We start from the raw sequence: 19,267 nt of genomic DNA, 5'->3' as shown, positions 1-19,267 counted from the left end.
TGCGCCGGTGTGCCCGCCATCAGCCGATCGCCGGCCGGCCGCCGGACACGTCGAGGACGGCGCCGGTGATGTATCCCGCGCGGGCCGAGGCCAGGAAGACGATCGCCTCGACGATCTCCTCGGGCTCGGCGGGCCGGTCCAGGACGGTGGCGCGTGCGACGGACGTGAGCGCCTTCTCACCCATCTTCACGGTGCCGGGGGTGCGGACCGGCCCGCTGGCCACGGCGTTCACGCGTACCCCGCGCGCCCCGAACTCGTCGGCCCACACGCGCGTCATGAGCTCCAGCGCCGCCTTGGAGGCCCCGTAGACGGCGGCCCCCCGCGCGGGAACGCTCGCCGCCAAAGTGCTCAGGTTGACGACCGCCCCGCGGCCGCGCGCGGCCATGCCCGGAACGAGGGCCCCGACCAGCAGCAGGGGCGCCCGGGCGTTGACGGCCATGTGGACGTCGAACATCTCGGCCGTGGAATCGGCGGCGCCCGCGAACCGGTAGATGCCCGCGTTGTTGACCAGGACGTCCACCGCGCCCGCCGCCTCGGCCAGGTGCAGCACGTCACCGGGATCGGACAGGTCGGCGGCGACGAACCGGGCGCGCCCGCCGGTGGCTTCCGCCTCCGCAACGACCCGCGCGCCGCGGTCCGCGTCCCGTCCGTGGACGACGACCTCGGCGCCCAGCGCCGCCAGCCGCAGCGCCGCCCCCCGTCCGATGCCGGCGGTGGCCCCGGTGACGAGGGCGGTGGCTCCGGCGAACTCCTGGAACTCCTGGGGCACGGCTTGCTCCTCGGGGCACGGCGGTGCGATCGGCGGACCGCGCGGTCCTGGTCCGCGCTGGTTGTCTACCGCACGGACCGCCACCCCCGAAGTCGGCTCGCCGCCGCAGCGGCCGTTCGTGGCGGGCCCGTCCGGGGCCTCGTCACGCCGCTTCGCCCCGCCCCTCGGCGCCTCTCTGCCCCGGCCGGCGCCCGGCCCGTCCGCGGCGCCGACGGACGCCATGGGCAGCCGGCGACATCACCCCGAAGCACCTCGCCTTCCGCGAGGTCCTCGCCCGGCACACCACCGTCCCCGACGAGCCCGTGCGAGCCGTCCGAGAAGCCCAGTCCCGGCTCCGGCGGCCCCGAGCGCCGCTCGTCAGGCCTCGCCCACCAGCACCCCCGCGAAGTGCCGGAATTCCGTCCGTTCGCGGTGCATGGCCCACAGGACGCCCGCCAGCGCGGCGGGATCGTGCCGGGGGTGCCCGGCCGCGATGACCCCGGGGACGATCAGCTGCGCGACGTGGATGTCCTCACCCGCCAGCGTGTCGTGCAGCATCCGGGCGTAGGCGCTCTGCGCCGCGTACGCCACGGAGGTCCCGGCGCGGGCGGGCAGCGGCCGCACCGCGCTGCCGCCGCCCACGAAGAGGATGGTGCCCCGCCCGAGGAACCGCATGTCGGGCAGCACCGCGTGGACGGCGGTGACGGCCCCGCACAGGGAGAACCGCAGGGGCCCCGCGAAGTCGGCCGCGGTCGTCTCGAGCAGGGGCCGCATGAAGTCCCGGTGCGGCGCCGGGCTGTACTGCAGCACCTCGATCGGCCCGAGCGCGGACGCGGCGGCGTCCAGCGCGGCGCCGAGGGCGTCCGGGTCCAGGACGTCGGCCGCGAACCCCTGCGCGTGCACGCCGTCCTGGTCCAGCGCGGCCGCCAACGCGTCCAGGCGGTCCTGGTCGCGGGCGACGAGCGCGACGTCGAAACCGTCGCTGCCGAACTGGCGCGCCGAGGCGGCGCCCAACCCGCGCCCCGCGCCGACGATGACCATCGTCGTCATGTCTGTCCTCGTGTTCCGCTGCGGGCGCGCTCAGCGCGGCACGAGCTTGAGCGTCACGGCGCGTGCCGTCCCGCCGGCCGTGGGTTCGGTGCGGTCCGCGCCGCGGCAGGCGGCGTCGCGCCGTTCGTCGACGACCCGGTCGTCGACCTCCGCGAAGTCGACGTCCCGCTCGACCCCTCCGGTGCTGATCCGGCCCTTGCGCCGGGTCCGTGCGGCGCCGAACCATGTGCCGCCGCGTCCGTGGTCGGACCGCACATAGAGGTCGCCACCGTCGCGGAGCACCCAGATCGTGGTGGGCGGGTCCAGGGTGCCCGGATCGCACCGGGGCGCGAGCGACAGCTCGTCGGCGGGCTCGATGCGGTCCAGTTCGTCCTTCGTCCACGTCGTCATCGGCGCGACTCCTCGGCGGTGTCGGGAACCCAGTTTCGTGCGTCCTGCCGCAATGATCGACAATTTCGGCCCCGGGCTGAAGTTCCCTGCGGCCAGACGTGTCCCGACCACCGTCCGCCCGCGCGCCAGGGCCCGCCTCGCACCGGCGAAATGGGGTGGAGCGGACAGCGGCGCCCTCCTTAGGGTCGGGGGATGAGCACACGCACCTTCCGCGTCACCGTCCGCGGTGTCTTCGACGGCCTCACCACCGAGCAGCGCGCCGAACTCCTCGCCGACGCGGCGGAACACGACGTCCTGCGCGCCGCCTTCACCCCCGAGGGCCACCTCACCTACGACATCGCGGCCCGCCCGGCCTTCACCTTCCGCTTCCTCGACTCGGGGGAGGCGGAGGAGGACATCCTCGAGGCGGCCGTACGCGCCGAGACGGCGGCCAGGGCGTGGCTGGACGAACGGGGCTACGGTCACAGGAACCTCAGGTCCCAGGCCGAGGACCTCTCCCAGGCGCCGCTGGGCAAGCGGCAGCGCCGCGCCGCGGCCCGGGGGAACACCTGACGCACGGGCGTCGTCCGATGCCGCGGGGTCGGGGGGTGTCAACTATGGTTGACACCCTCCGAGTCGGCTTCGTCGAGGAGGGCCGGCTGCGGCAGGTCTTCCGGCGCGACGGCCGCTGGTACGACATGTTCACCATGGGCCTCCTGGAGGGCGAGCTCCGCGACTGAGCCGCCGCCCTCGCGGTGGGTCGCCGGCAAGGGCCGCCGGGTGGCTCGGGGGAGGTCCGGGCCGCTGGTCGCGCCGGGTACGGGGCTGACGTAGCCTGGCGGCGTCAGGAGTGATCCGCGGCAGGCGCAGGATCCGGAGCAGGCACAGGGGGTCCGCGTGACCACAGCACCATGTCCCGATCTCGAGCGGGCCCCGGTAGACACCGCGGCCGCGCCCCCGGAGGACGGCTGCGCCGACTGCCTGGCCGCCGGGCACCGCGACTGGGTCCATCTGCGGCTGTGCCTCACCTGCGGCCACATCGGCTGCTGCGACAGCTCCCCGGGGCGGCACGCCACCGCGCACTACGAGGCCACCGCTCACCCCGTGATCCGCTCCTACCAGCCGGGCGAGACCTGGCGCTGGTGCTACGTGCACGAGTCCACGGCCTGAGGCCGGGAGACCGCCTTCCGGGGCCGGGGTCCGACCGTCGTCCCGGGGGCTCGCGTCAGGAAAGGGCGGCGCCAAGCAACGGGTGGAACAGCCGAGTCGTGTGCTGATCGATCGGGCACTCGAGTCCCCAGGGGTGGCCATGACCAGCGGCTGCGACGCTCCTGGCGACTACGTCTCCGCCGAGCAGCTCCGCGGGCGGATCGACACCTCCAAGGTGCATCCGGCGCGGCCACGACGTGTTCCCCGGGCGGCACCACTGGCGGCCGGACGACGTCGACGACACCCGTGCGGACGCCTCCGAGGAGTGCGTCGCGACCCTCGAGGACATCGACGAGACCCGCTACCGGAGCATCGACGACGTCACGGACGCGGACATCGACGTCTTCGTCGCGGCGGCCCGCACGCCCTGGCGCCGCGCCGGCGCCGTCTCCCGGACGACGGAGGGGGCGGCGCCGGGCGTCAGCGCCGGTAGATCGTGATCGAGTGCCCCACCTCGTCGATCGGCTCGCTGCCTGCGATGAGTTCCGCCAGCCGGCCCTCGGCCTTGGCGACCGCGGAGTCCGACACCACGAGCAGCCCGTGGACCCGGTCCTTCGGGACATCGCGCGGGTCGGCGGCGTCGATGCCGTAGTGGGCGGGATCGCCGCTCCCCTTGTAGACCAGCCACACCCGCTCGCCGGGGTGGCGTTCGCGGAGCCGGTCCGCGAGGCGGCCCAGGTCCTGGCCCCAGTCGACGTTCGAGTCGTGCAGGCGCAGATGGGTCTTCGACGTGCCGCCGAAGGCCTCGTTGGAGTACGGCAGGTAGTACGGGAAGGTGCGCAGCGAGCTGACGGCGACGAAGACGGCGAGTGCCGCCGCCGCGGCCGCCCAGCGCCGCCGCAGGGCGGTGGTGCACGCGGCCGTGACCGCCCCGAGCATGGGCAGGAAGATGACGTAGCGGACGCCGAAGTCGCGTGAGCCGGTCATGGCGGCGGCCGTCAGCACGGCGGCCGGGACGAGCAGGTACGGGGCGGCGGGCCGCAGCCTGGGCAGTGCGAGCAGCGCGACGGCGCCGGCGAGCCACAGGGCGAGCATGCCGAGCGGGGTCTTCACCAGCACCGCGGCGGGCAGGTAGTACCACAGCGCCCCGCGGTAGTGGCGGCCGAAGAGGAAGCCCTCGAAGGTCGAGTCCTCGAAGCCGAACTGCACCGCCATCCCGTCCTTGTAAGCCCTGGGCAGCGGGAGCGCGTCGACGGCCGCGGCCCGCAGCCCGCGCAGGGCCGGCAGGGTGTCGGGCGCCGTCCAGCGCAGCCGCGGGTCGACGACCAGATAGGCCGCCCACACCACCGCGACAGCCAGGACCCCGACCCCGCCCGCAGCGACCGCGGCGCGCCGCAGCGACCGTCCCGCGGCGGGCCGCTCCGTGCCCCGCTCCGCGCCGCGCCGGTCCGCGTGCCACACCGACAGCGCGGCCGCGAGCAGCAGGACCGGGACGGCGGGGAGCGTGCTCATCCGCGTGGCGACCGCCGCGCCCAACGCCGACCCTGCGAGCGGCAGATGGAGCCTGGGACGTTTCCGGGCCCGCCACAGCGCCCACGCCGACGTCAGCAGGAAACCGGCTGCCGGGACGTCGAGGGTCGCCAGCGAGCCGTGCGCGATGACGTCGGGTGAGAACGCGTACAGGGCGAGCGCGAGCAGCCCTCCGGGCGCCCCGGTGAGATCCCGCGCGAAGGCGAGCACCACCAGCCCGAACAGCAGCGTCAGCGCGATGACCGGCAGCCGGGCGGCCCGCATGAGCCGCCCGGGATCGTTGCCCTGCGCGTAGAGCACGCTGCGGCCGAGCTCCGTCTGGTCGCCCTCGAAGGACGGGTCGAGACGCGGGTGGGCGAAGGCCAGGCCGCCGGCGATGAGCAGCTTGCCGAGCGGCGGGTGCTCGGGGTTGAAGCGCAGGCTGTGCTCGCGCAGATAGACCGTCGCGGTGCCCACGTACACCGGCTCGTCGATCGTGGGCGTCTGCTGGACCGCGGTCGTCACCATCGCCCACGCCATCTGCGCGAGGAGCGCCAGCACGGCCAGGACGTACAGCGGGCGGCGCAGGGGCGGCGGAGGAGACGGGAAGCGGCGCGCCCGCAGGGCGCCGACGGCCCCGGGCGTCACCGGCTCGGGGGACACCGGTGCGTGCGTCATCGGCGTCACCGGCTCGGGGGACACCGGTGCGGGCGAGGGTTGTCGCCGCGTCACGGTGCGCCCACCCCGCCGCCCGTCCTTGCGGCGCCGCAGCCTCGCGCAGGACTCCTCGCGGCCGGGGCCGCCGGCGCCGCCGGCCGCGCCGCCGACCTCGGCGGCTGGGCTCGGTCTGCCGCACGGGGTGCGTGCCGCGCGCCGTACCGTGGGCGCATGGCAGTCCCGGAACTGATCCGCATCGTCTCCCGCTCCTCACCGATGGCGCTGGCTCAAGTAGAGCGCGTACGCACGGAGCTCGCCGCGCTCCACCCCGGTATCCGGACGGAGGTCGTGCCCGTCACCACTTCCGGTGACCGCTGGATGGGCGACCTCGCCCGGTTGGGGGGCAAGGGCGCGTTCACCAAGGAGGTCGACGCCGCGCTGCTGGAGGGGCGGGCGGACCTGGCCGTCCACTGCGTGAAGGACGTGCCCGCCGACCGGCCGCTGCCCGCCGGGACGGTCTTCGCCGCGTTCCTGAAGCGGGACGACATCCGCGACGCCCTGGTGCACCCCGGCGGACTCACCCTCGACCGGCTCCCGCCCGGCACGCGCGTCGGCACCTCCTCCGTGCGCCGCGTCGCCCAGATCTCGGCAGCGCACCCGCATCTGACGTGTGTTCCGATGCGCGGCAACGCCAACCGCCGTCTGGACAAGCTCGCGGCGGGCGACGCCGACGCGCTGCTCCTGGCCGTGTCCGGGCTGCGGAGGATCGGCAGGACCGACGTCATCAGCGAGGTGCTGCCGGTGGAGACGATGGTGCCGCCCATCGGAGCGGGTGTCCTCGCCCTGCAGTGCCGCGAGGGCGACACCGGGACGATCGACGCCGTGAGCGATCTCGGCGACCCGGCCGCGCATCGGGAGACCACGGCCGAGCGGATGTTCCTCCACGTCCTGCAGGGCCACTGCAACAGCCCGATCGCAGGCTACGCCCACGCCGGACCCGAAGGCAGGCTCTCCCTGCGGGCACGGGTCTTCTCCCCGGACGGCAAGACCGTCCTCGAGGCCCATGAGTGGGCGGGCCCCCTCGACCCCGCCACGCTCGGCACGTCGGTCGCGGTGGCGCTGCTGCGGCAGGGTGCGCGCGAGCTCATCGACAGCATCGGCCACTGAAGCGCGTTGCCGGAGCGGGAACCGGGCGGCGCACCGACCCCGAACCGGGCCGCCCGGGGCAGCGCGGGGAGACTGGGGGTGCCGCTCTCGCCGTCCGCCACCGCCCTGGGAGACCGCATGCCCCGCCGAGACCCCCGTGTGCTCGTCTACACCCGCACCACCGCCTACCGGCACGACTCGATCCCGGACGGAGTCCGGGCCCTTTCCGAACTGGGGGCCGAGCACGGCTTCCGGGTCGACGCCACCGAACGGCCCGAGGACGTCGAGGGGACGCGTCTGCGCCGATACGACGCCGTGGTCTTCCTATCCACCAGCGGGGAGGTGCTCAGCGACGCGGGCCGGACCGCTCTCGTGGCGCACCACGCGGACGGCTCCGGATTCATGGGAGTGCACGCCGCGGCCTGCACCGAGGGCGCCTGGCCCTACTACGGGAAGCTGCTGGGCGCGCGCTTCACCGGGCATCCGCCCCTCCAGGCGGGCACAGTGCTCATCGAGGACACCGCGCATCCGGCCACGGCGCACCTGGGCGCGGCCTGGAAGGTCACCGACGAGTGGTACGACTTCGACCGCAGCCCTCGTCCCGGAGTCCGGGTACTGGCCCGCGCCGACGAGTCCTCGTACACGGGCGGTTCGATGGGGGCCGACCATCCGCTGGTCTGGTGCCACGAGTACGGCGGCGGCCCCGTCTTCTACACGGCGCTGGGCCACTCCGCCCGGGCGTACCACGACGCGGCCTTCCGGGCCCATCTGCTCGGCGGGCTCCGGTCGGTGCTGCCCGAGGGGACCGGCTGAGCCGGTCGGTCAGGAGGTCGCGCGGATGGCCGGGCCCGCGACGCCGACCCCTCTGTCCGCGCCGCCTCCACGGGCCGGCGATCCGGGCGTGGGCCGACGGCCCGGTCTCACAGGCGCCGCAGCACGGCGACGACCTTGCCCAGGATGACCGCCTCCTCGCCGGGTATCGGGTCGTAGGCGGGGTTGTGCGGCATGAGCCAGACCCGGTCGCCCTCGTGCTTGAGCCGCTTGACGGTGGCCTCGCCGTCGATCATCGCGGCCACGATGTCGCCGTGGTCGGCCGCGTCCTGACTGCGCACCGTCACCCAGTCGCCGTCGCAGATCGCGACACCGGTCATGGAGTCGCCCACCACCTTGAGGGCGAACAGCTCGCCCGCGCCGACGATCTGCCGGGGGAGCACGAAGACCTCGTCGACCTGCTCCTCGGCGAGGATCGGCGTGCCGGCCGCGATCCGGCCGACCACGGGTACACGCGCGGACGGCGAGGCGCTCACGGGCGCCGCGCCCGGCTCCGATTCGTGCTGCGCCGGCCAGGAGCACCGCACGCGGTAGGCGCGCGGCCGGTGCGGATCCTGCTCGAGCACGCCCTTGCGCTGCAGCACCGCCAGCTGGTGGGCGACCGAGGACGTACTGGCCAGTCCCACGGCTTCACCGATCTCACGCATCGACGGCGGGAAGCCGCGGGTCTCCACCGAGTTCAGGATCGCCTCGACGATGTGGGACTGACGGTTGGTCAGCCCGTCGGGGCCGGGGTTGTCCGAGCCCTTCGGGCGCCCACGGCGCACTGTCGTAGTGGTGGGCTCCATGCCCCGTCCCTCCCTGTGCGGATCCTGCTGCGATGCGTAACGTTACCCTGATCCATGACGTTTTTGGAACGCGTGTGCGAAGGCGTGGAAAGCGTGTGCATGCCGCGTGTCGCACCGCGCTGTCCCGCACGGCTCCTGCAGTCGCGCACACGATTCCTGCCCGGTCCCCTTGGGGGCCGTGCGTCCGCACGCGGAAGTGCGGCGGGACGCAACGCGGCCTGAGCCCGTGGCCGTCCCCGCTGCCCGTCCCCCGCAGCTGCCCGCACGCGTCACGGCAGGGTGCGCGGCCCCCCGCCGAGGGCTTGGAGCTGCGCTGTGTAGGCTGAATCGGGCAGCCGGGCAGGGTGACGGTGGAGGAAGACGCGGCGATGCGGTCAGCGGACGCGGAGCAGGGGGACTCACTCGACGACGCCGCGGCGGTGTTCACGGCCGTGCGCCCGCGCCTGTTCGGCATCGCGTACCGGATGCTCGGCAGTGCCGCGGAGGCCGAGGACGTCGTCCAGGACGTCTGGCTCCGATGGCAGGGCGCCGACCGCTCCGCCGTGGAGAACCCGACCGCGTTCCTCACCACCGCGACGACCCGGCTGGCGATCAACGTCACCCAGTCCGCCCGCGTCCGGCGCGAGGGCTATGTCGGCCCCTGGCTCCCCGAACCGGTCGACACCCGTTCCGACCCCGCGCTCGGCGCCGAACGCAGCGAGGCGGTGGAGATCGCGCTGCTGCTCCTGCTGGAACGGCTGACGCCCACCGAGCGGGCGGCGTATGTGCTGCGCGAGGCGTTCGACTACCCGTACCGGGAGATCGCCGGAGTGCTCGACCTGAGCGAGCCCAACGCCCGCCAGCTCGTCAGCCGTGCCCGCAAGCACGTAGCCGCCGGGCGGCGCGAGCGGGTGGGGACGCAGGAGCACCGCCGACTGCTGGAGGCGTTCGTCGCGGCCGCCAGGGCGGGAGACATGGCAGGCCTGGAGAAGCTGCTCGCCACGGACGTGGTCAACTACGGCGACGGCGGCGGCGCCGTGCGCAACGCCGCGAAGATCCCCGTGGTCGGCAGCACCAGGGTGGCGAGGTTCATCACCGCCTTCGCGCCGCGCTTCTGGCCCGACACCGAAGTGGCGTGGGTCGAGGCGAACGGGCAGACCGCGGCGCTCGTCGTCCACGCCGGCACGCCGATGGCCCTTCTGGCCATCAGCGCCTCCGAGCAGGGCATCGACCAGCTCATGTGGGTGCTCAACCCGGAGAAGCTGACGGGCTTCAGCTCCCTGGCCGCAGCGGCCTCGTCCGCGCCGCCCGAGTAGCCGAGACCTCGGGCGGGTCGGTCCGTTCGGGTGACCTCGCCGGAGCGTCGCACGGCCGACGCAGGCGGAAGCCGCGCCCGACGGTCTCCCGTGGGCGCGGCCTCCGCTTCTGCGAGGTGCGTGACCGCCGGAACGCCTGCGGGAGGCGCGCGGCCGGTCGTCAGATGAGATGTGCCGGTCTGTGCCGGGGGCGCTCGAGCCGTTACCGGCCGCCGCCACCGCCACCGCCGTGGCCACCGCCGCCGCCACCGCCGTGGCCGCCGCCACCGCCGCCGTGGCCGCCGCCACCGTAGCCGCCGCCATGGCCGCCGCCGTAGCCGCCACCATCATGGCCGTAGCCACCGCCCCAGCCGCCGTAACCGCCCCAGCCGCCGTGGTCGCCCCAGCCGCCGTAACCGCGGTCGTAACCGCCCCAGCCGCCGTAGCCCCCGCCGCCGTAGCCGCCGTAACCCCCGCCGCCGTGGCCACCGCCGCCGCCGTGGCCACCGCCACCGCCGCCGCCGCCGTGTTCGGCATAGCTCACCACTGAGGCCGGTGAGCTCGTCGGCGCAGCGACGGCCGTCGAGGCCGCACCCCCCAGCGCCAGCGCAAGGCCTGCCACTGCGGCGAGGGGCCACTTGGAAACACGCATGAGAACTCTCCTAGCCAGGTCGATTCCTGGTGTGGACGTCAAAGGCACCACGGACCGGGACACCGGCCCGTATCCCCGCGGCCGCGACAGATGACCATGGCGGCCGGGAAAGGTTGTTCGAAATGTTGCCTTTGTCACTATTCGTCCACAACCCCACGCTCCAACCGTCAGGGCGTGACGTCAAGGAACGAGCCGGGTAGTCCGACTACCACGCTCCCGGGGCGTCGGGGGCGCCCTGGCGTCAGGCGCTCGATGCGTCGTCGAAGGGCTCGTCGCTCCACCGGAACCAGGCTCGACCACCCTCGATGTGCAGCAGGAACTCGGGGACGGGGCCGGAAGGCGAGGACAGCGCCACGACCCGGCGCACCTCGTTGTACGCGGCCTCCCACGCCTCCCAGGGCTCGTCCTCCTCGGCCGGAGCGGTCATCGCGACCCGCATCAGGGCGAGCTCGCGCGCGAACAGAGGCTCCACCCGGGCGAAGGCCGGGGCGGGCGCGAACCGCCCCGACAGCCACGGGAAGTCGGCCTCCTCGACCGTGATGCCGCCGACGGGCTCCCCGTCGTGCAGTACCCGCCAGGTCCCGCCCACGAATCCCATCGCGTCTCCATCGGCCTCAGTGACCGGCGGCCGCTGCCTGCTGCGGCTCCTCGTGCAACGCGGAATCTGCCGCGCCCCGGGTGAAGGCGGTGAACGCCACGCGCAGCCCCGCGCGTTCGGGCGAGCAGCAGAACGGTCCCGCGGTGGCCGCGGTGTCGGGGTCGAGCGGTGCCAGCCGCACGAGCCGCCACGGACCGTCGTCACGGCGGGCGCGGATCGTGACGGCGTCGCCGGAACGGCTGGCGCGGACGGTGACGCTGCACCCGGCCCAGTCCGGTACCGGCGCGAGCGACCAGTCCGACACGCCGCGGGTGACGACCGCGCCCAGGTGCGGCACACCGTCGGACATCTCGATCCCGGCCTTGACCCACGTCCGCGCGTCGACCCGGATCATGAGCCCGGCCTGGTCGTACAGCGTGTCGAAGTCCGCGCGGAAGGTCACCTCCATCGACGTCTCCGTGGGGAAGCCGGTGAGCAGGGCGTGCCCGTCGTCCCGGACGAAGCCGTAACCGGTGGTGCGCCAGAAGTCGCTGCGGTCGCGGGTGGTGACCAGCAGTCCCGATCCGTCCGCCTCGGCGTGCTGCGGGGCGTTGAGCCAGGTGGCCTCGTCCCAGTCGATCGGATGCCGCTCGTCCATGGACCGTCCTTCCGTCGGGCGGGCCCCGGACGCGAATGCCGGGGGCCGCCGGTGGCGTGGCGGCCCCAGCGTAGAGCAGCGGCCCGGTGGCGGGACACGGCGTGGGGCAGGCGGAGGAAGGCGGTCACTCCCGCTCGGAGCGGAGGGGCGGCACCCGCGAAGTCCCGGGTTCGGGTCCGCTGGACAGCGCGGACAACCCTTCGACCGCTCGCGATTCGTACCTCCCGATGTCCGTCGGCTCGCGCCGGACGGTGATCAGAGCCGCGTCGTCGCCGAGCTGCCCGCCGCAGTAGGCGAGGAGGTCGTCGTGCACGTGCCCCACGAGCCCCTTCGGGTCGGCGGGGCCCGCCCAGGACGCCACGCGCTCGGCGAGCGGGTAGAAGCGGCCGGCGGCGTCACGGGCCTCGGTGACACCGTCGGTGTAGAGCAGCAGGACGTCGCCGGGTGCGAAGGGGAAGATGTCCACGCCCGGGTGGGAGGGCTGCAGCAGCCCCAAGCCGATGGGAGGTGCGGGCTGGGTCGCGTCGAGGGGGACGATGCCGCCGGCGGACAGCCGCAGCGGGGAAGGGTGGCCGCAGTTGAGAATGCGGACCTCGGGCCGGTCGTCCGGGAAGTCCACCAGGATCGCGGTGATGAACGACTCGACCGCCGCGTCGTCCTGCTCGCCGTCACTACTGGACTGCGCGGCCTTCCAGGACACCGTCGCCTCCAGGTGCGCGTACATCGCCCGCAGCGGCGGCGCGCGGTAGGCGACGCTGCGGAAGGCGCCGAGCAGCAGAGAGGCGTCGCCGATCGCGGGCAGCCCCTTGCCGCGGACGTCACCGATGAGCAGCCGGGTGCCGCCGGGCGTGCGCACGGCCGCGAAGAGGTCGCCGCCGATCCGGGCCTGGTCCTCCGCGGCCTGGTAGGCGAAGGCGATCCGCAGCGGGCCGATGCGCTCCGGCAGGGGCTGCAGGACGACCTGCTGCGCCGCCTCCGCCACCGAGCGCACCTGCTGCAGTTCGGCCTGGTGCCGTTCGCGCAGCACGACGAAGAGCACGGTGAAGGCCGAGACGAGGATGAGCGCGATGATCTCGCTCTGCCGGTACGACGCGGTGATGGTGCCGTCGGCGACCGACACGACGGTGAGCGCCGCCACCGCCAGCGCCCCGATCAGGGCGGTGAGCTTGAGCCTGCCGAAGGATGCGGTCAGCGCGGGCGCCACCACCAGAAGCGGGCCCAGGTGGCCTTCGGTGGGGATCACCAGGTCGCTGACGACGATGGCAACGATCAGCAGAAGGGGGACCGCGATCAGAGCGGGGTTCCGCTCCGGGGTCCAGGATGTGCGTGAGCGCCGTGGGAAACGCATACCTCTTGCTTACACCTCGACGGCCGCACCCGGCCAAGGCCGGAGGCCGCCGGACAACCCCCGCCTGCCGTCCGTCCACGGCAGAACCCTACTGAGGGGCCGTCCCTGTCTGTCGTGCCGGCCGTGTCCGGTCGCAGCCGTGGGGCAGGGCCGAGCGCCGGGGTCAGGACGGCGCGTGCCGCAGCGGGGCCAGGGCCCGGCTCCAGGACAGGACCTCGTCGAGGACGAGTGCCAGTTCGCCCGCGCGGCGCGGGCCGGGCTCGAAACGGCTCATGTCGGCGAAGTCGCGGAAGAGGGAGAGCGCCACCTGCGCGCGGACGGTGGCCACCCGCAGCTCCGCCATCACCAGCCGCAGATGCTCCACCGCGCGGGTGCCGCCGACGCTGCCGTACGCGACGAAACCCGCCGCCTTGTTGTTCCACTCGGCGAAGAGGTAGTCGATGGCGTTCTTGAGCGCCCCCGGGATCGAGTGGTTGTACTCGGCCGTCACGAAGACGTAGCCGTCGAAGGAGTCGATCTTCTCCGCCCATGCGAGGGTGTGCGGTCGGCTGTACCGGCCCAAGGAGGGCGGCACGGGCTCGTCGAGCAGCGGAAGCTGGTAGTCGAAGACGTCGACCAGCTCGTACTCGGCGTCGCCGCGCAGCACGGCGTTCTCGTACACCCACTGCGCGACAGCCTCGCCGAGGCGTCCGGGGCGGGTGCTGCCGAGGATGACGGCGATCCTGGTCATGGCTGCTCCTGGACGGTCCTGTTCCGATGACGGGCGGCACGGTCGCCGCACGCGACCGGGCCGTTGTGGGACCTTCCATGGGCGTCCGCCGGTGAACCCGGCGGGGCCGGGGGTTCACCCGATCGCGCCCCTGCGGGGCGGGCCCACCGAGGTGGCTCGGCGCGTGTGCGCCGTGGTCTCAGCGGTCCCGGGGCACCGGGAGGACGCGGAAGGCGAGGGGTGCGACGGGGCCTGCCGGTAGGCGGGAGGGGGACGGGCGGCGCGCCGTGCCGAGGTCGATCTCGATCACCCGAGGTCGGGGAGCGGGGGCCGGGCGGGCGTCCGCGGTTCGATGGGCTCCCGGCGGGGCCGGGCCCGCCATGTCGAGCGCCGTGGGTCTCAGCGGTTCCGAGGTTCCAGGGAGATGCGGACCGTGATGCGTTTGCCGACGGGTTGGCGCTGGACGTCGTACCCCTCGCAGACCGCGAGGATGATCTCCAGGCCGTGCTGGCCGATCCGCCCCGGTTCGGCGGCGCGGGCCAGCGGGAGGGCGCTGCTGGTGTCCCAGACGGAGACGAGCAGCGTCGCCCTGTCGACGTCCACCTCGAGGTCGAGCAGGCCGGGGCCGGGCGCGTACTTGCAGGTGTTGGTGACCAGCTCACTCACGACCAGTTGCGCCGTCTCGACCGTCTCGACCGGTACCGGGACGCCGTGCTCCCCCTGGACGCGGGCGAGGAAGGCGGCGGTGAAGCGCCGCGCCGCGGAAATCGCCTGTGAGTCACCCTCGTGTGCGAATCCCGCGGTGATGCTCGGCCACTCGGCCAGGTGGGCGGCTCGGCCCTCCAGCCTCGGTTCCATGGTGGTGCCTTTCGTGCAGCGTCCCGGCCGGTCGCCCTCCGGCGCGGCCAGTCGTCCGTCTACCCCGATTTCCGCGGCTGACGCCCGCGCGCCTCCCGAGTCGCGCTCACGGGCGGGGCGGCCTGGTGACGGTGTCCAGGTAGAAGGCGTCGATGCTGCGCACCGCACGCTCGAAGTCGTCCAGGTTGACGGGCTTGGTGACGTACGCGTTGGCGTGCTGCCGGTAGGCGCCGGCCACGTCGTCGGGTGCCGCGGAGGTGGTGAGCACCACCACGGGGATGGCGCGCAGCTCCTCGTCGCTCTTGAGGATCGCCAGCAGCTCGTGGCCGTTCATGCGCGGCATGTTGAGATCGAGCACGATCAGGTCGGGCTGCCGGTTGGCCGGGTCGCGCAGATACTCCAGAGCCGCGAGGCCGTCCTCGACCTGGGTCAGGTTGCGAGCGCCGCGGTCGGCGAGGGCGTCCCCGATGAGCATCGCGTCCGCCGGGTCGTCCTCGACCAGCAGCACGTCGTAGGGGCGGGCTGGGGCGATCATCATCATCGGCTCCGGGTCCGGTCGGTGCGCCCTGGGGGGCGGTGGGGGGTGTCGCTGGTCACCAGGCCGGGCCAGCGGCGGCGAGCACCCTGGCGGCTGATGTTGCAGGCACGGCCGATCTGGGGGTATCCGGCACCTGCGGCGGCCGCCTGCTCGGCCGCCAGGTTCTCCAAGTGCCCCACCGCCTCGTGGAGGAAGTTGAGCATGTGCAGGTACGCCAGGGCTTCCCCGCGCGCCGCGACAGCGTCGTCGTCCGCGGCCCCGGGGCCTGTGAGGGGACGGAGGGTACGACGGGCCAGGCGCCGGACGAGGTCGTCGACCGCGCCGATGGTCAGCGCGGCGAGTTCCTCCTCCGGCATACGCGGAGCGAAGTGGGTGCCAGGCATGCCCCCACCTTAAGGTCCTGCCGCCCGGCACGACAACAAGTGTTGTCGCATGGCCGATACAGTGGATACGCCGGCGCCGGACCCGGCGCAGGGCAGGGGAACCAAGGAGGGCGCACAGCGTGGCTACGGGCGAGACGATCGTGCAGACGGCCGGAGGGCCGGAAGCGGCGCACGCGCCCGACCGCGCTCACGGGCGGAGCGGGCTTTCGTCGTGGACCACCCGCCGGTGGCTGCGCGTGGGCGTGGGAGTCGCCCTCGCGGTGCTCGCGGCCCTCGGCTCGCTCGGCATATGGGCGCTGAACCGCAGTACGACGTTGACCGACCAGTTGGTGGACCAGCGCTCCCCTGCCCTGGTCAACGCCATCCGACTGGAGGCCGCGCTCGTGAACCAGGAGACCGGTATCCGCGGCTACGGACTCAGTGGGCAACGGCAGTTCCTCGAACCGTACACACAGGGTCTGGCGGACGAACGGACCGCCCTGGACCGGCTGCACCCGCTCGTGCAGGGCGACCCGCGGGCCCGTGCCGACCTCGACGAGGTCGCAGACGCGGCCGCCGCCTGGCAGGGGGTGATCGCACAGCCGGTCGCCGACGCCCGTGCGACGCCCGGGCGGCCGGTGCCGCTCGCCACCGAGCGGGCCGGCGAGGGCCGGGCGGCCTTCGACCGGGTCCGCCGCTCCCTCAGCGCCCAGCAGGAGCACCTGCGGCAGGCCCGGATCACCGCCGGGGAGCAGCTCGAGGCGTCCGTGCGGCTGCGCAACGGGGTGTTCACCGCCATCGCCGCGGTCATCGTGCTGCTGGCCGTCCTCGTCTTCGAGGGGCTGCGCCGCGGGATCACCCGGCCGCTGGAACGGCTGGGCACCGATGTCCGGCATGTCACGCGGGGCCGCTTCGACCACCCCATCGCCGCGACGGGCCCGGCCGACCTCCGCAGGCTCGGCCTGGACGTGGAGGCCATGCGGCGCAGGCTCGCGGAGGAGCTGTCCGCCGCCGAGCGGACCCGGCGGCTCCTCGACGAGCAGGCCGCCGACCTCAGGCGCTCCAACGCCGAACTGGAGCAGTTCGCCTACGTTGCCTCGCACGACCTGCAGGAGCCCCTGCGCAAGGTGTCGAGCTTCACCCAGCTCCTGCAGCGCCGCTACGGGGACCGGCTGGACGAGCGGGCCGACCAGTACATCGCGTTCGCCGTCGACGGCGCGAACCGCATGCAGACCCTGATCAGCGACCTGCTGGACTTCTCCCGGGTGGGACGGGTCCACAACCAGCACGCCGCCGTGGACCTCGACCGGATCGCCGACCAGACCGCGGACGTGCTGAGCGTCGCCATCGAGGAGGCGGGAGCGGAGATCCGGCGCGACCCACTGCCCACGGTCGTCGGGGACGCCACGCAACTTGGCATGCTCTGGCAGAACCTGATCTCCAACGCGGTGAAGTTCCGCCATCCCGGGCGCCCGCCGCGCATCTCCGTCACGGCCCGGCGCGACGGCGATCTGTGGCAGTTCTCCGTAGCGGACAACGGCATCGGTATCGACTCGGAGTTCGCCGAGAAGGTCTTCGTGATCTTCCAACGGCTGCACACCAAGGACGCCTATCCGGGCAACGGGATCGGGCTCGCCATGTGCAAGAAGATCGTCGAGTTCCACGGCGGCGACATCGCCATCGACCCGGAGTACGGGCCGGGTGCGCGCATCGTCTTCACCCTCCCCGCTCAGCAGCCCGAAGCCGGGGCCGGGGCCGAGCCCGAAGCCGGGGCCGGGGCCGAGCCACAGCCCGGGACCTGGTCCCGGGTCGTGCCGGACGCGGCGGGCGCCGACGCGGGCGCGGGGGAGTCCCGGCCGTGACGACACACCCCGCGCCGCTGACCCCCGTCACGCACCACAGGATCCTGCTCGTCGAGGACGACGCCGGAGACGCCCTGCTGGTCACCGAACTGCTCGCGGACACCTCCCTGCGGTACACCCTCGTCTGGCACAAGACTCTCGCGGACGCGGTCTTCGAGCTGTCGCGACGGGCCGCCGACTGCGTGCTGCTCGATCTGCACCTGCCCGACGCCGCGGGCCTCGGCGCCGTCGCGGAGATCCAGCGCGCCGACCCCGGCACCGCGGTCATCGTCCTGACCGGGCTCGCGGAGGGGCAGGCCGGTTCCGAGGCCCTCGCCACCGGTGCCCAGGACTATCTCGTCAAGGGCAAGGTCGAACCGGAGCTGCTGCAGCGCGCCGTTCGCTACGCGGTCCAGCGCAAGCAGGTCGAACGGGCCGGCGCCGACCTGCAGGCGGGCAGGCTGCGGGCGCAGGAGAACGCCCGCCTCGAACGCGGCCTGCTGCCGCAGCCGCTGCTGACCACCCCGGCCGTCACCGCCACCAGCCGCTACCTCCCCGGACGGGAGAGCGCCCTGTTGGGGGGCGACTTCCTCGACGTGGTGCAGACCGACGACGGCCGCGTGCACGCCGTGATCGGCGACGTCAGCGGTCACGGACCGGACGCCGCGGCACTCGGCGTCTGCCTGCGCATCGCCTGGCGCGCGCTGATCCTGGGCGGCCACCGGGGCATGGAACTCCTTCGCCTGCTGGAGCGGATCCTCGTCGCCGAACGCTCACACCCCGACATGTTCACCACGTGCGCCCTGCTCACCCTGGACCTTGCCGCTTCGCGCGCCACGGTGCACCTGGCCGGACACCACGAGCCCCTGCTGACCACCGGCGGCGCCACACAGCCGGCCGAAGCGGCCCACGGCATCGCCCTCGGCATCGCGCCGGGCCTGGACCACTGGCCCGCCAGCGTCCTGGAGCTGCCCGAGCGCGGCACCCTGACCCTGTACACCGACGGCCTCATCGAGGGCCATATGGGCCCCGGCGGCGAACGGCTCGGCTCGAAGGGGCTGCTGCGCCTGCTGGCCGACACCCCGGTGACGGGCCCCGACGCCCACCTGGACGCCCTCATCAGGCAGGTCCGCGCCCTCGACGGGGAACGCCATACGGACGACCTCGCGGTGCTGCGCCTGGACTGGGACGCGACGGCGGCCGACGGCGCGGCCGGGCCCGTCGGCGGGTCAGCCGGCGCGGCGGTGGACGGCCGGCGCCGCTGACTCCAGGCGCTCCAGCAGCAGCCCCTCGCGGGTGGACCAGGGGCAGATCTCCACGCTGTCCACCCCGCACATCTCCATCAGGGCCTCGGCCACCAGTGCCCCGGCCAGCGACTGACCGGCGCGGTGCCGTGAGATGCCGGGGAGTTTGGCCCGCTCGGCGGGGCCCCTGGCGGCCAGGAGGGGGACGATCTTCCGTACCTGCCGCAGCGACAGTCGTTCGGGACCCTCGCCCAAGGGGCCTTGGGCCGCCGCGAGCCGTGCCAGCTGGGTGAACGTCTTCGACGAGGCCAGCACCCGACCGTCCCGCGGCGCGCGCGGCAGGGCGCCGCCGAGCTCGCCCACCGACGCGCGCAGACTCTCGCGGACCTCGCGCAGCCGCCGCCCGGAGGTCACGGCGTCCGCGAGGTCCATGCGGCGGTTGACGGCGCGGGCCCCGAGGGGGAGCGAGTGGACCGCGCGCGGCTGCTCCCCGGCGCCGTCCGCGATCTCCACCGTGCCGCCGCCGATGTCCAGTACCAGCAGGGGACGCCCGTCCCGCCCCGCCCACTGACGGGCGGCTACATAGGCCAGTCGTGCCTCCTCCTCGCCCGGCAGCACACGCAGCCGCGTCCCGGTGGTCCGCGCCACCTGCGCGATGACCTCGTCGCGGTTGGGGGCGTCCCGGATGACGGAGGTCGCGAAGGCGTACACCGAGGGCAGCGAACGCCCCCCGTCGGCCGCCAGCGTGCGCGCCACCGCGCGCTGGACGCTGCGCACGCCCGACCTGTCGAGGCGTCCCGCGGCGTCGAGCGTCTCGTGCAGCCGCAGCCGCACCTTGCGCGCCAGCACCGGTTCCAGCGGCGAGTCGTCCCCTCGTTCCACGACCGTGAGCAGGGCACTGTGGCACCCGACGTCGAGCACTCCTGTTCTGCGTACCTTCCCTTGCGTCTTCAATCCGT

The 19,267-nt window shown here is 73.9% G+C and carries 23 protein-coding genes; 9 read left to right on the top strand and 14 right to left on the bottom strand.

Translation table 11 applies throughout. The annotated features are described in order from the left end of the window. Nucleotides 1–19: 19 nt before the first annotated feature. From AC3ET4_RS16585 to AC3ET4_RS16575, 3 genes are all read right to left on the bottom strand, one after another. Nucleotides 20–769 carry an SDR family NAD(P)-dependent oxidoreductase gene (locus tag AC3ET4_RS16585; RefSeq protein WP_431949978.1) on the bottom strand — a complete coding sequence of 250 codons (750 nt, stop codon included), beginning with the start codon at nt 767–769 and terminating at the stop codon, nt 20–22. Nucleotides 770–1,126: 357 nt separating this feature from the next. Further along, nucleotides 1,127–1,798 (bottom strand): SDR family NAD(P)-dependent oxidoreductase, encoded by a 672-nt coding sequence (locus tag AC3ET4_RS16580; RefSeq protein WP_431949976.1) that lies wholly within the window; start codon nt 1,796–1,798, stop codon nt 1,127–1,129. A gap of 30 nt (nt 1,799–1,828) precedes the next feature. Beyond that, nucleotides 1,829–2,188, bottom strand: a complete 360-nt coding sequence (locus AC3ET4_RS16575; RefSeq protein WP_431949974.1) for a DUF2255 family protein — start codon at nt 2,186–2,188, stop codon at nt 1,829–1,831. Nucleotides 2,189–2,380: 192 nt separating this feature from the next. On the opposite strand from AC3ET4_RS16575, the gene AC3ET4_RS16570 reads away from it, so the two are divergent. The 4 genes from AC3ET4_RS16570 to AC3ET4_RS16555 all read left to right on the top strand — a co-directional run bounded on the left by AC3ET4_RS16570 (nt 2,381) and on the right by AC3ET4_RS16555 (nt 3,816). Continuing rightward, complete coding sequence (locus AC3ET4_RS16570) at nt 2,381–2,740, top strand: DUF6204 family protein (RefSeq protein WP_431949972.1); 360 nt, start codon at nt 2,381–2,383, stop codon at nt 2,738–2,740. A gap of 44 nt (nt 2,741–2,784) precedes the next feature. Next, nucleotides 2,785–2,907 (top strand): hypothetical protein, encoded by a 123-nt coding sequence (locus AC3ET4_RS16565; protein WP_431949970.1) that lies wholly within the window; start codon nt 2,785–2,787, stop codon nt 2,905–2,907. Nucleotides 2,908–3,064: 157 nt separating this feature from the next. Beyond that, complete coding sequence (locus AC3ET4_RS16560; RefSeq protein WP_431949968.1) at nt 3,065–3,337, top strand: UBP-type zinc finger domain-containing protein; 273 nt, start codon at nt 3,065–3,067, stop codon at nt 3,335–3,337. A 236-nt stretch (nt 3,338–3,573) separates the two neighbouring features. After that, a complete protein-coding gene (locus tag AC3ET4_RS16555; protein WP_431949966.1) occupies nt 3,574–3,816 on the top strand; it encodes a hypothetical protein in 243 nt (80 codons plus the stop codon). Here AC3ET4_RS16555 and AC3ET4_RS16550 read toward each other — a convergent pair. Beyond that, nucleotides 3,797–5,503 (bottom strand): ArnT family glycosyltransferase, encoded by a 1,707-nt coding sequence (locus AC3ET4_RS16550; RefSeq protein WP_431949964.1) that lies wholly within the window; start codon nt 5,501–5,503, stop codon nt 3,797–3,799. The two genes, AC3ET4_RS16555 and AC3ET4_RS16550, sit on opposite strands and share 20 nt — an antisense overlap. Nucleotides 5,504–5,713: 210 nt before the next feature. Between AC3ET4_RS16550 and hemC the strand changes: the two genes are divergently transcribed. Both hemC and AC3ET4_RS16540 read left to right on the top strand, forming a co-directional pair. Then, nucleotides 5,714–6,649, top strand: a complete 936-nt coding sequence (gene hemC / locus AC3ET4_RS16545; RefSeq protein WP_431949962.1) for a hydroxymethylbilane synthase — start codon at nt 5,714–5,716, stop codon at nt 6,647–6,649. A gap of 117 nt (nt 6,650–6,766) precedes the next feature. Then, a complete protein-coding gene (locus AC3ET4_RS16540; RefSeq protein ID WP_431949960.1) occupies nt 6,767–7,441 on the top strand; it encodes a ThuA domain-containing protein in 675 nt (224 codons plus the stop codon). A 107-nt stretch (nt 7,442–7,548) separates the two neighbouring features. On the opposite strand, the gene lexA is transcribed toward AC3ET4_RS16540, so the two are convergent. Then, nucleotides 7,549–8,247 (bottom strand): transcriptional repressor LexA, encoded by a 699-nt coding sequence (gene lexA / locus AC3ET4_RS16535; protein WP_431949958.1) that lies wholly within the window; start codon nt 8,245–8,247, stop codon nt 7,549–7,551. Between the two features lie 368 nt (nt 8,248–8,615). Between lexA and AC3ET4_RS16530 the strand changes: the two genes are divergently transcribed. Further along, nucleotides 8,616–9,542 carry an RNA polymerase sigma-70 factor gene (locus AC3ET4_RS16530; RefSeq protein ID WP_431949956.1) on the top strand — a complete coding sequence of 309 codons (927 nt, stop codon included), beginning with the start codon at nt 8,616–8,618 and terminating at the stop codon, nt 9,540–9,542. A 202-nt stretch (nt 9,543–9,744) separates the two neighbouring features. On the opposite strand, the gene AC3ET4_RS16525 is transcribed toward AC3ET4_RS16530, so the two are convergent. From AC3ET4_RS16525 to AC3ET4_RS16490, 8 genes are all read right to left on the bottom strand, one after another. Next, nucleotides 9,745–10,173, bottom strand: coding sequence for a hypothetical protein (locus AC3ET4_RS16525; RefSeq protein ID WP_431949954.1), 429 nt, complete (start codon nt 10,171–10,173; stop codon nt 9,745–9,747). 241 nt (nt 10,174–10,414) lie between these two features. Beyond that, nucleotides 10,415–10,771: a hypothetical protein gene (locus AC3ET4_RS16520; RefSeq protein WP_431949952.1), complete on the bottom strand. Its 357-nt coding sequence runs from the start codon at nt 10,769–10,771 to the stop codon at nt 10,415–10,417. 16 nt (nt 10,772–10,787) lie between these two features. After that, a complete protein-coding gene (locus tag AC3ET4_RS16515) occupies nt 10,788–11,408 on the bottom strand; it encodes a DUF1349 domain-containing protein (protein WP_431949950.1) in 621 nt (206 codons plus the stop codon). Between the two features lie 124 nt (nt 11,409–11,532). Beyond that, a complete protein-coding gene (locus AC3ET4_RS16510; RefSeq protein WP_431949948.1) occupies nt 11,533–12,756 on the bottom strand; it encodes a PP2C family protein-serine/threonine phosphatase in 1,224 nt (407 codons plus the stop codon). A 163-nt stretch (nt 12,757–12,919) separates the two neighbouring features. Beyond that, complete coding sequence (locus AC3ET4_RS16505; RefSeq protein WP_431949946.1) at nt 12,920–13,486, bottom strand: NADPH-dependent FMN reductase; 567 nt, start codon at nt 13,484–13,486, stop codon at nt 12,920–12,922. Nucleotides 13,487–13,864: 378 nt separating this feature from the next. Continuing rightward, a complete protein-coding gene (locus AC3ET4_RS16500; protein ID WP_431949944.1) occupies nt 13,865–14,323 on the bottom strand; it encodes an ATP-binding protein in 459 nt (152 codons plus the stop codon). 106 nt (nt 14,324–14,429) lie between these two features. Further along, a complete protein-coding gene (locus AC3ET4_RS16495; RefSeq protein WP_431949942.1) occupies nt 14,430–14,861 on the bottom strand; it encodes a response regulator in 432 nt (143 codons plus the stop codon). Then, nucleotides 14,861–15,244 carry a hypothetical protein gene (locus tag AC3ET4_RS16490; RefSeq protein ID WP_431949940.1) on the bottom strand — a complete coding sequence of 128 codons (384 nt, stop codon included), beginning with the start codon at nt 15,242–15,244 and terminating at the stop codon, nt 14,861–14,863. Before AC3ET4_RS16490 ends, AC3ET4_RS16495 begins: the two co-directional genes overlap by 1 nt. A gap of 119 nt (nt 15,245–15,363) precedes the next feature. Between AC3ET4_RS16490 and AC3ET4_RS16485 the strand changes: the two genes are divergently transcribed. Continuing rightward, nucleotides 15,364–17,085, top strand: a complete 1,722-nt coding sequence (locus AC3ET4_RS16485; RefSeq protein WP_431949938.1) for a sensor histidine kinase — start codon at nt 15,364–15,366, stop codon at nt 17,083–17,085. After that, on the top strand, nt 17,082–18,329 hold the full coding sequence (locus AC3ET4_RS16480; RefSeq protein WP_431949936.1) for a PP2C family protein-serine/threonine phosphatase: 1,248 nt from the start codon (nt 17,082–17,084) through the stop codon (nt 18,327–18,329). The genes AC3ET4_RS16485 and AC3ET4_RS16480 overlap by 4 nt, the downstream gene beginning before the upstream one ends. On the opposite strand, the gene AC3ET4_RS16475 is transcribed toward AC3ET4_RS16480, so the two are convergent. After that, nucleotides 18,294–19,229, bottom strand: a complete 936-nt coding sequence (locus tag AC3ET4_RS16475) for a Ppx/GppA phosphatase family protein (protein ID WP_431949934.1) — start codon at nt 19,227–19,229, stop codon at nt 18,294–18,296. The genes AC3ET4_RS16480 and AC3ET4_RS16475 overlap by 36 nt on opposite strands. Between the last annotated feature and the right edge of the window lie 38 nt (nt 19,230–19,267).

It is taken from the genome of Actinacidiphila sp. bgisy167, from assembly GCF_057707665.1.
This window is presented reverse-complemented; position numbering and strand designations above follow the sequence as displayed.

What these genes read in the sequence shown, in the direction of transcription:
- AC3ET4_RS16540 (WP_431949960.1), top strand. Translation starts at nt 6,767, where the DNA reads ATGCCCCGCCGAGACCCCCGTGTGCTCGTCTACACCCGCACCACCGCC.
- AC3ET4_RS16510 (WP_431949948.1), bottom strand. Translation starts at nt 12,756, where the DNA reads ATGCGTTTCCCACGGCGCTCACGCACATCCTGGACCCCGGAGCGGAAC.
- AC3ET4_RS16575 (WP_431949974.1), bottom strand. Translation starts at nt 2,188, where the DNA reads ATGACGACGTGGACGAAGGACGAACTGGACCGCATCGAGCCCGCCGAC.
- AC3ET4_RS16570 (WP_431949972.1), top strand. Translation starts at nt 2,381, where the DNA reads ATGAGCACACGCACCTTCCGCGTCACCGTCCGCGGTGTCTTCGACGGC.
- AC3ET4_RS16525 (WP_431949954.1), bottom strand. Translation starts at nt 10,173, where the DNA reads ATGCGTGTTTCCAAGTGGCCCCTCGCCGCAGTGGCAGGCCTTGCGCTG.
- hemC (WP_431949962.1), top strand. Translation starts at nt 5,714, where the DNA reads ATGGCAGTCCCGGAACTGATCCGCATCGTCTCCCGCTCCTCACCGATG.
- AC3ET4_RS16520 (WP_431949952.1), bottom strand. Translation starts at nt 10,771, where the DNA reads ATGGGATTCGTGGGCGGGACCTGGCGGGTACTGCACGACGGGGAGCCC.
- AC3ET4_RS16565 (WP_431949970.1), top strand. Translation starts at nt 2,785, where the DNA reads ATGGTTGACACCCTCCGAGTCGGCTTCGTCGAGGAGGGCCGGCTGCGG.
- AC3ET4_RS16500 (WP_431949944.1), bottom strand. Translation starts at nt 14,323, where the DNA reads ATGGAACCGAGGCTGGAGGGCCGAGCCGCCCACCTGGCCGAGTGGCCG.
- AC3ET4_RS16495 (WP_431949942.1), bottom strand. Translation starts at nt 14,861, where the DNA reads ATGATGATCGCCCCAGCCCGCCCCTACGACGTGCTGCTGGTCGAGGAC.
- AC3ET4_RS16530 (WP_431949956.1), top strand. Translation starts at nt 8,616, where the DNA reads ATGCGGTCAGCGGACGCGGAGCAGGGGGACTCACTCGACGACGCCGCG.
- AC3ET4_RS16505 (WP_431949946.1), bottom strand. Translation starts at nt 13,486, where the DNA reads ATGACCAGGATCGCCGTCATCCTCGGCAGCACCCGCCCCGGACGCCTC.
- AC3ET4_RS16550 (WP_431949964.1), bottom strand. Translation starts at nt 5,503, where the DNA reads ATGACGCACGCACCGGTGTCCCCCGAGCCGGTGACGCCCGGGGCCGTC.
- AC3ET4_RS16490 (WP_431949940.1), bottom strand. Translation starts at nt 15,244, where the DNA reads ATGCCTGGCACCCACTTCGCTCCGCGTATGCCGGAGGAGGAACTCGCC.
- AC3ET4_RS16580 (WP_431949976.1), bottom strand. Translation starts at nt 1,798, where the DNA reads ATGACGACGATGGTCATCGTCGGCGCGGGGCGCGGGTTGGGCGCCGCC.
- AC3ET4_RS16515 (WP_431949950.1), bottom strand. Translation starts at nt 11,408, where the DNA reads ATGGACGAGCGGCATCCGATCGACTGGGACGAGGCCACCTGGCTCAAC.
- lexA (WP_431949958.1), bottom strand. Translation starts at nt 8,247, where the DNA reads ATGGAGCCCACCACTACGACAGTGCGCCGTGGGCGCCCGAAGGGCTCG.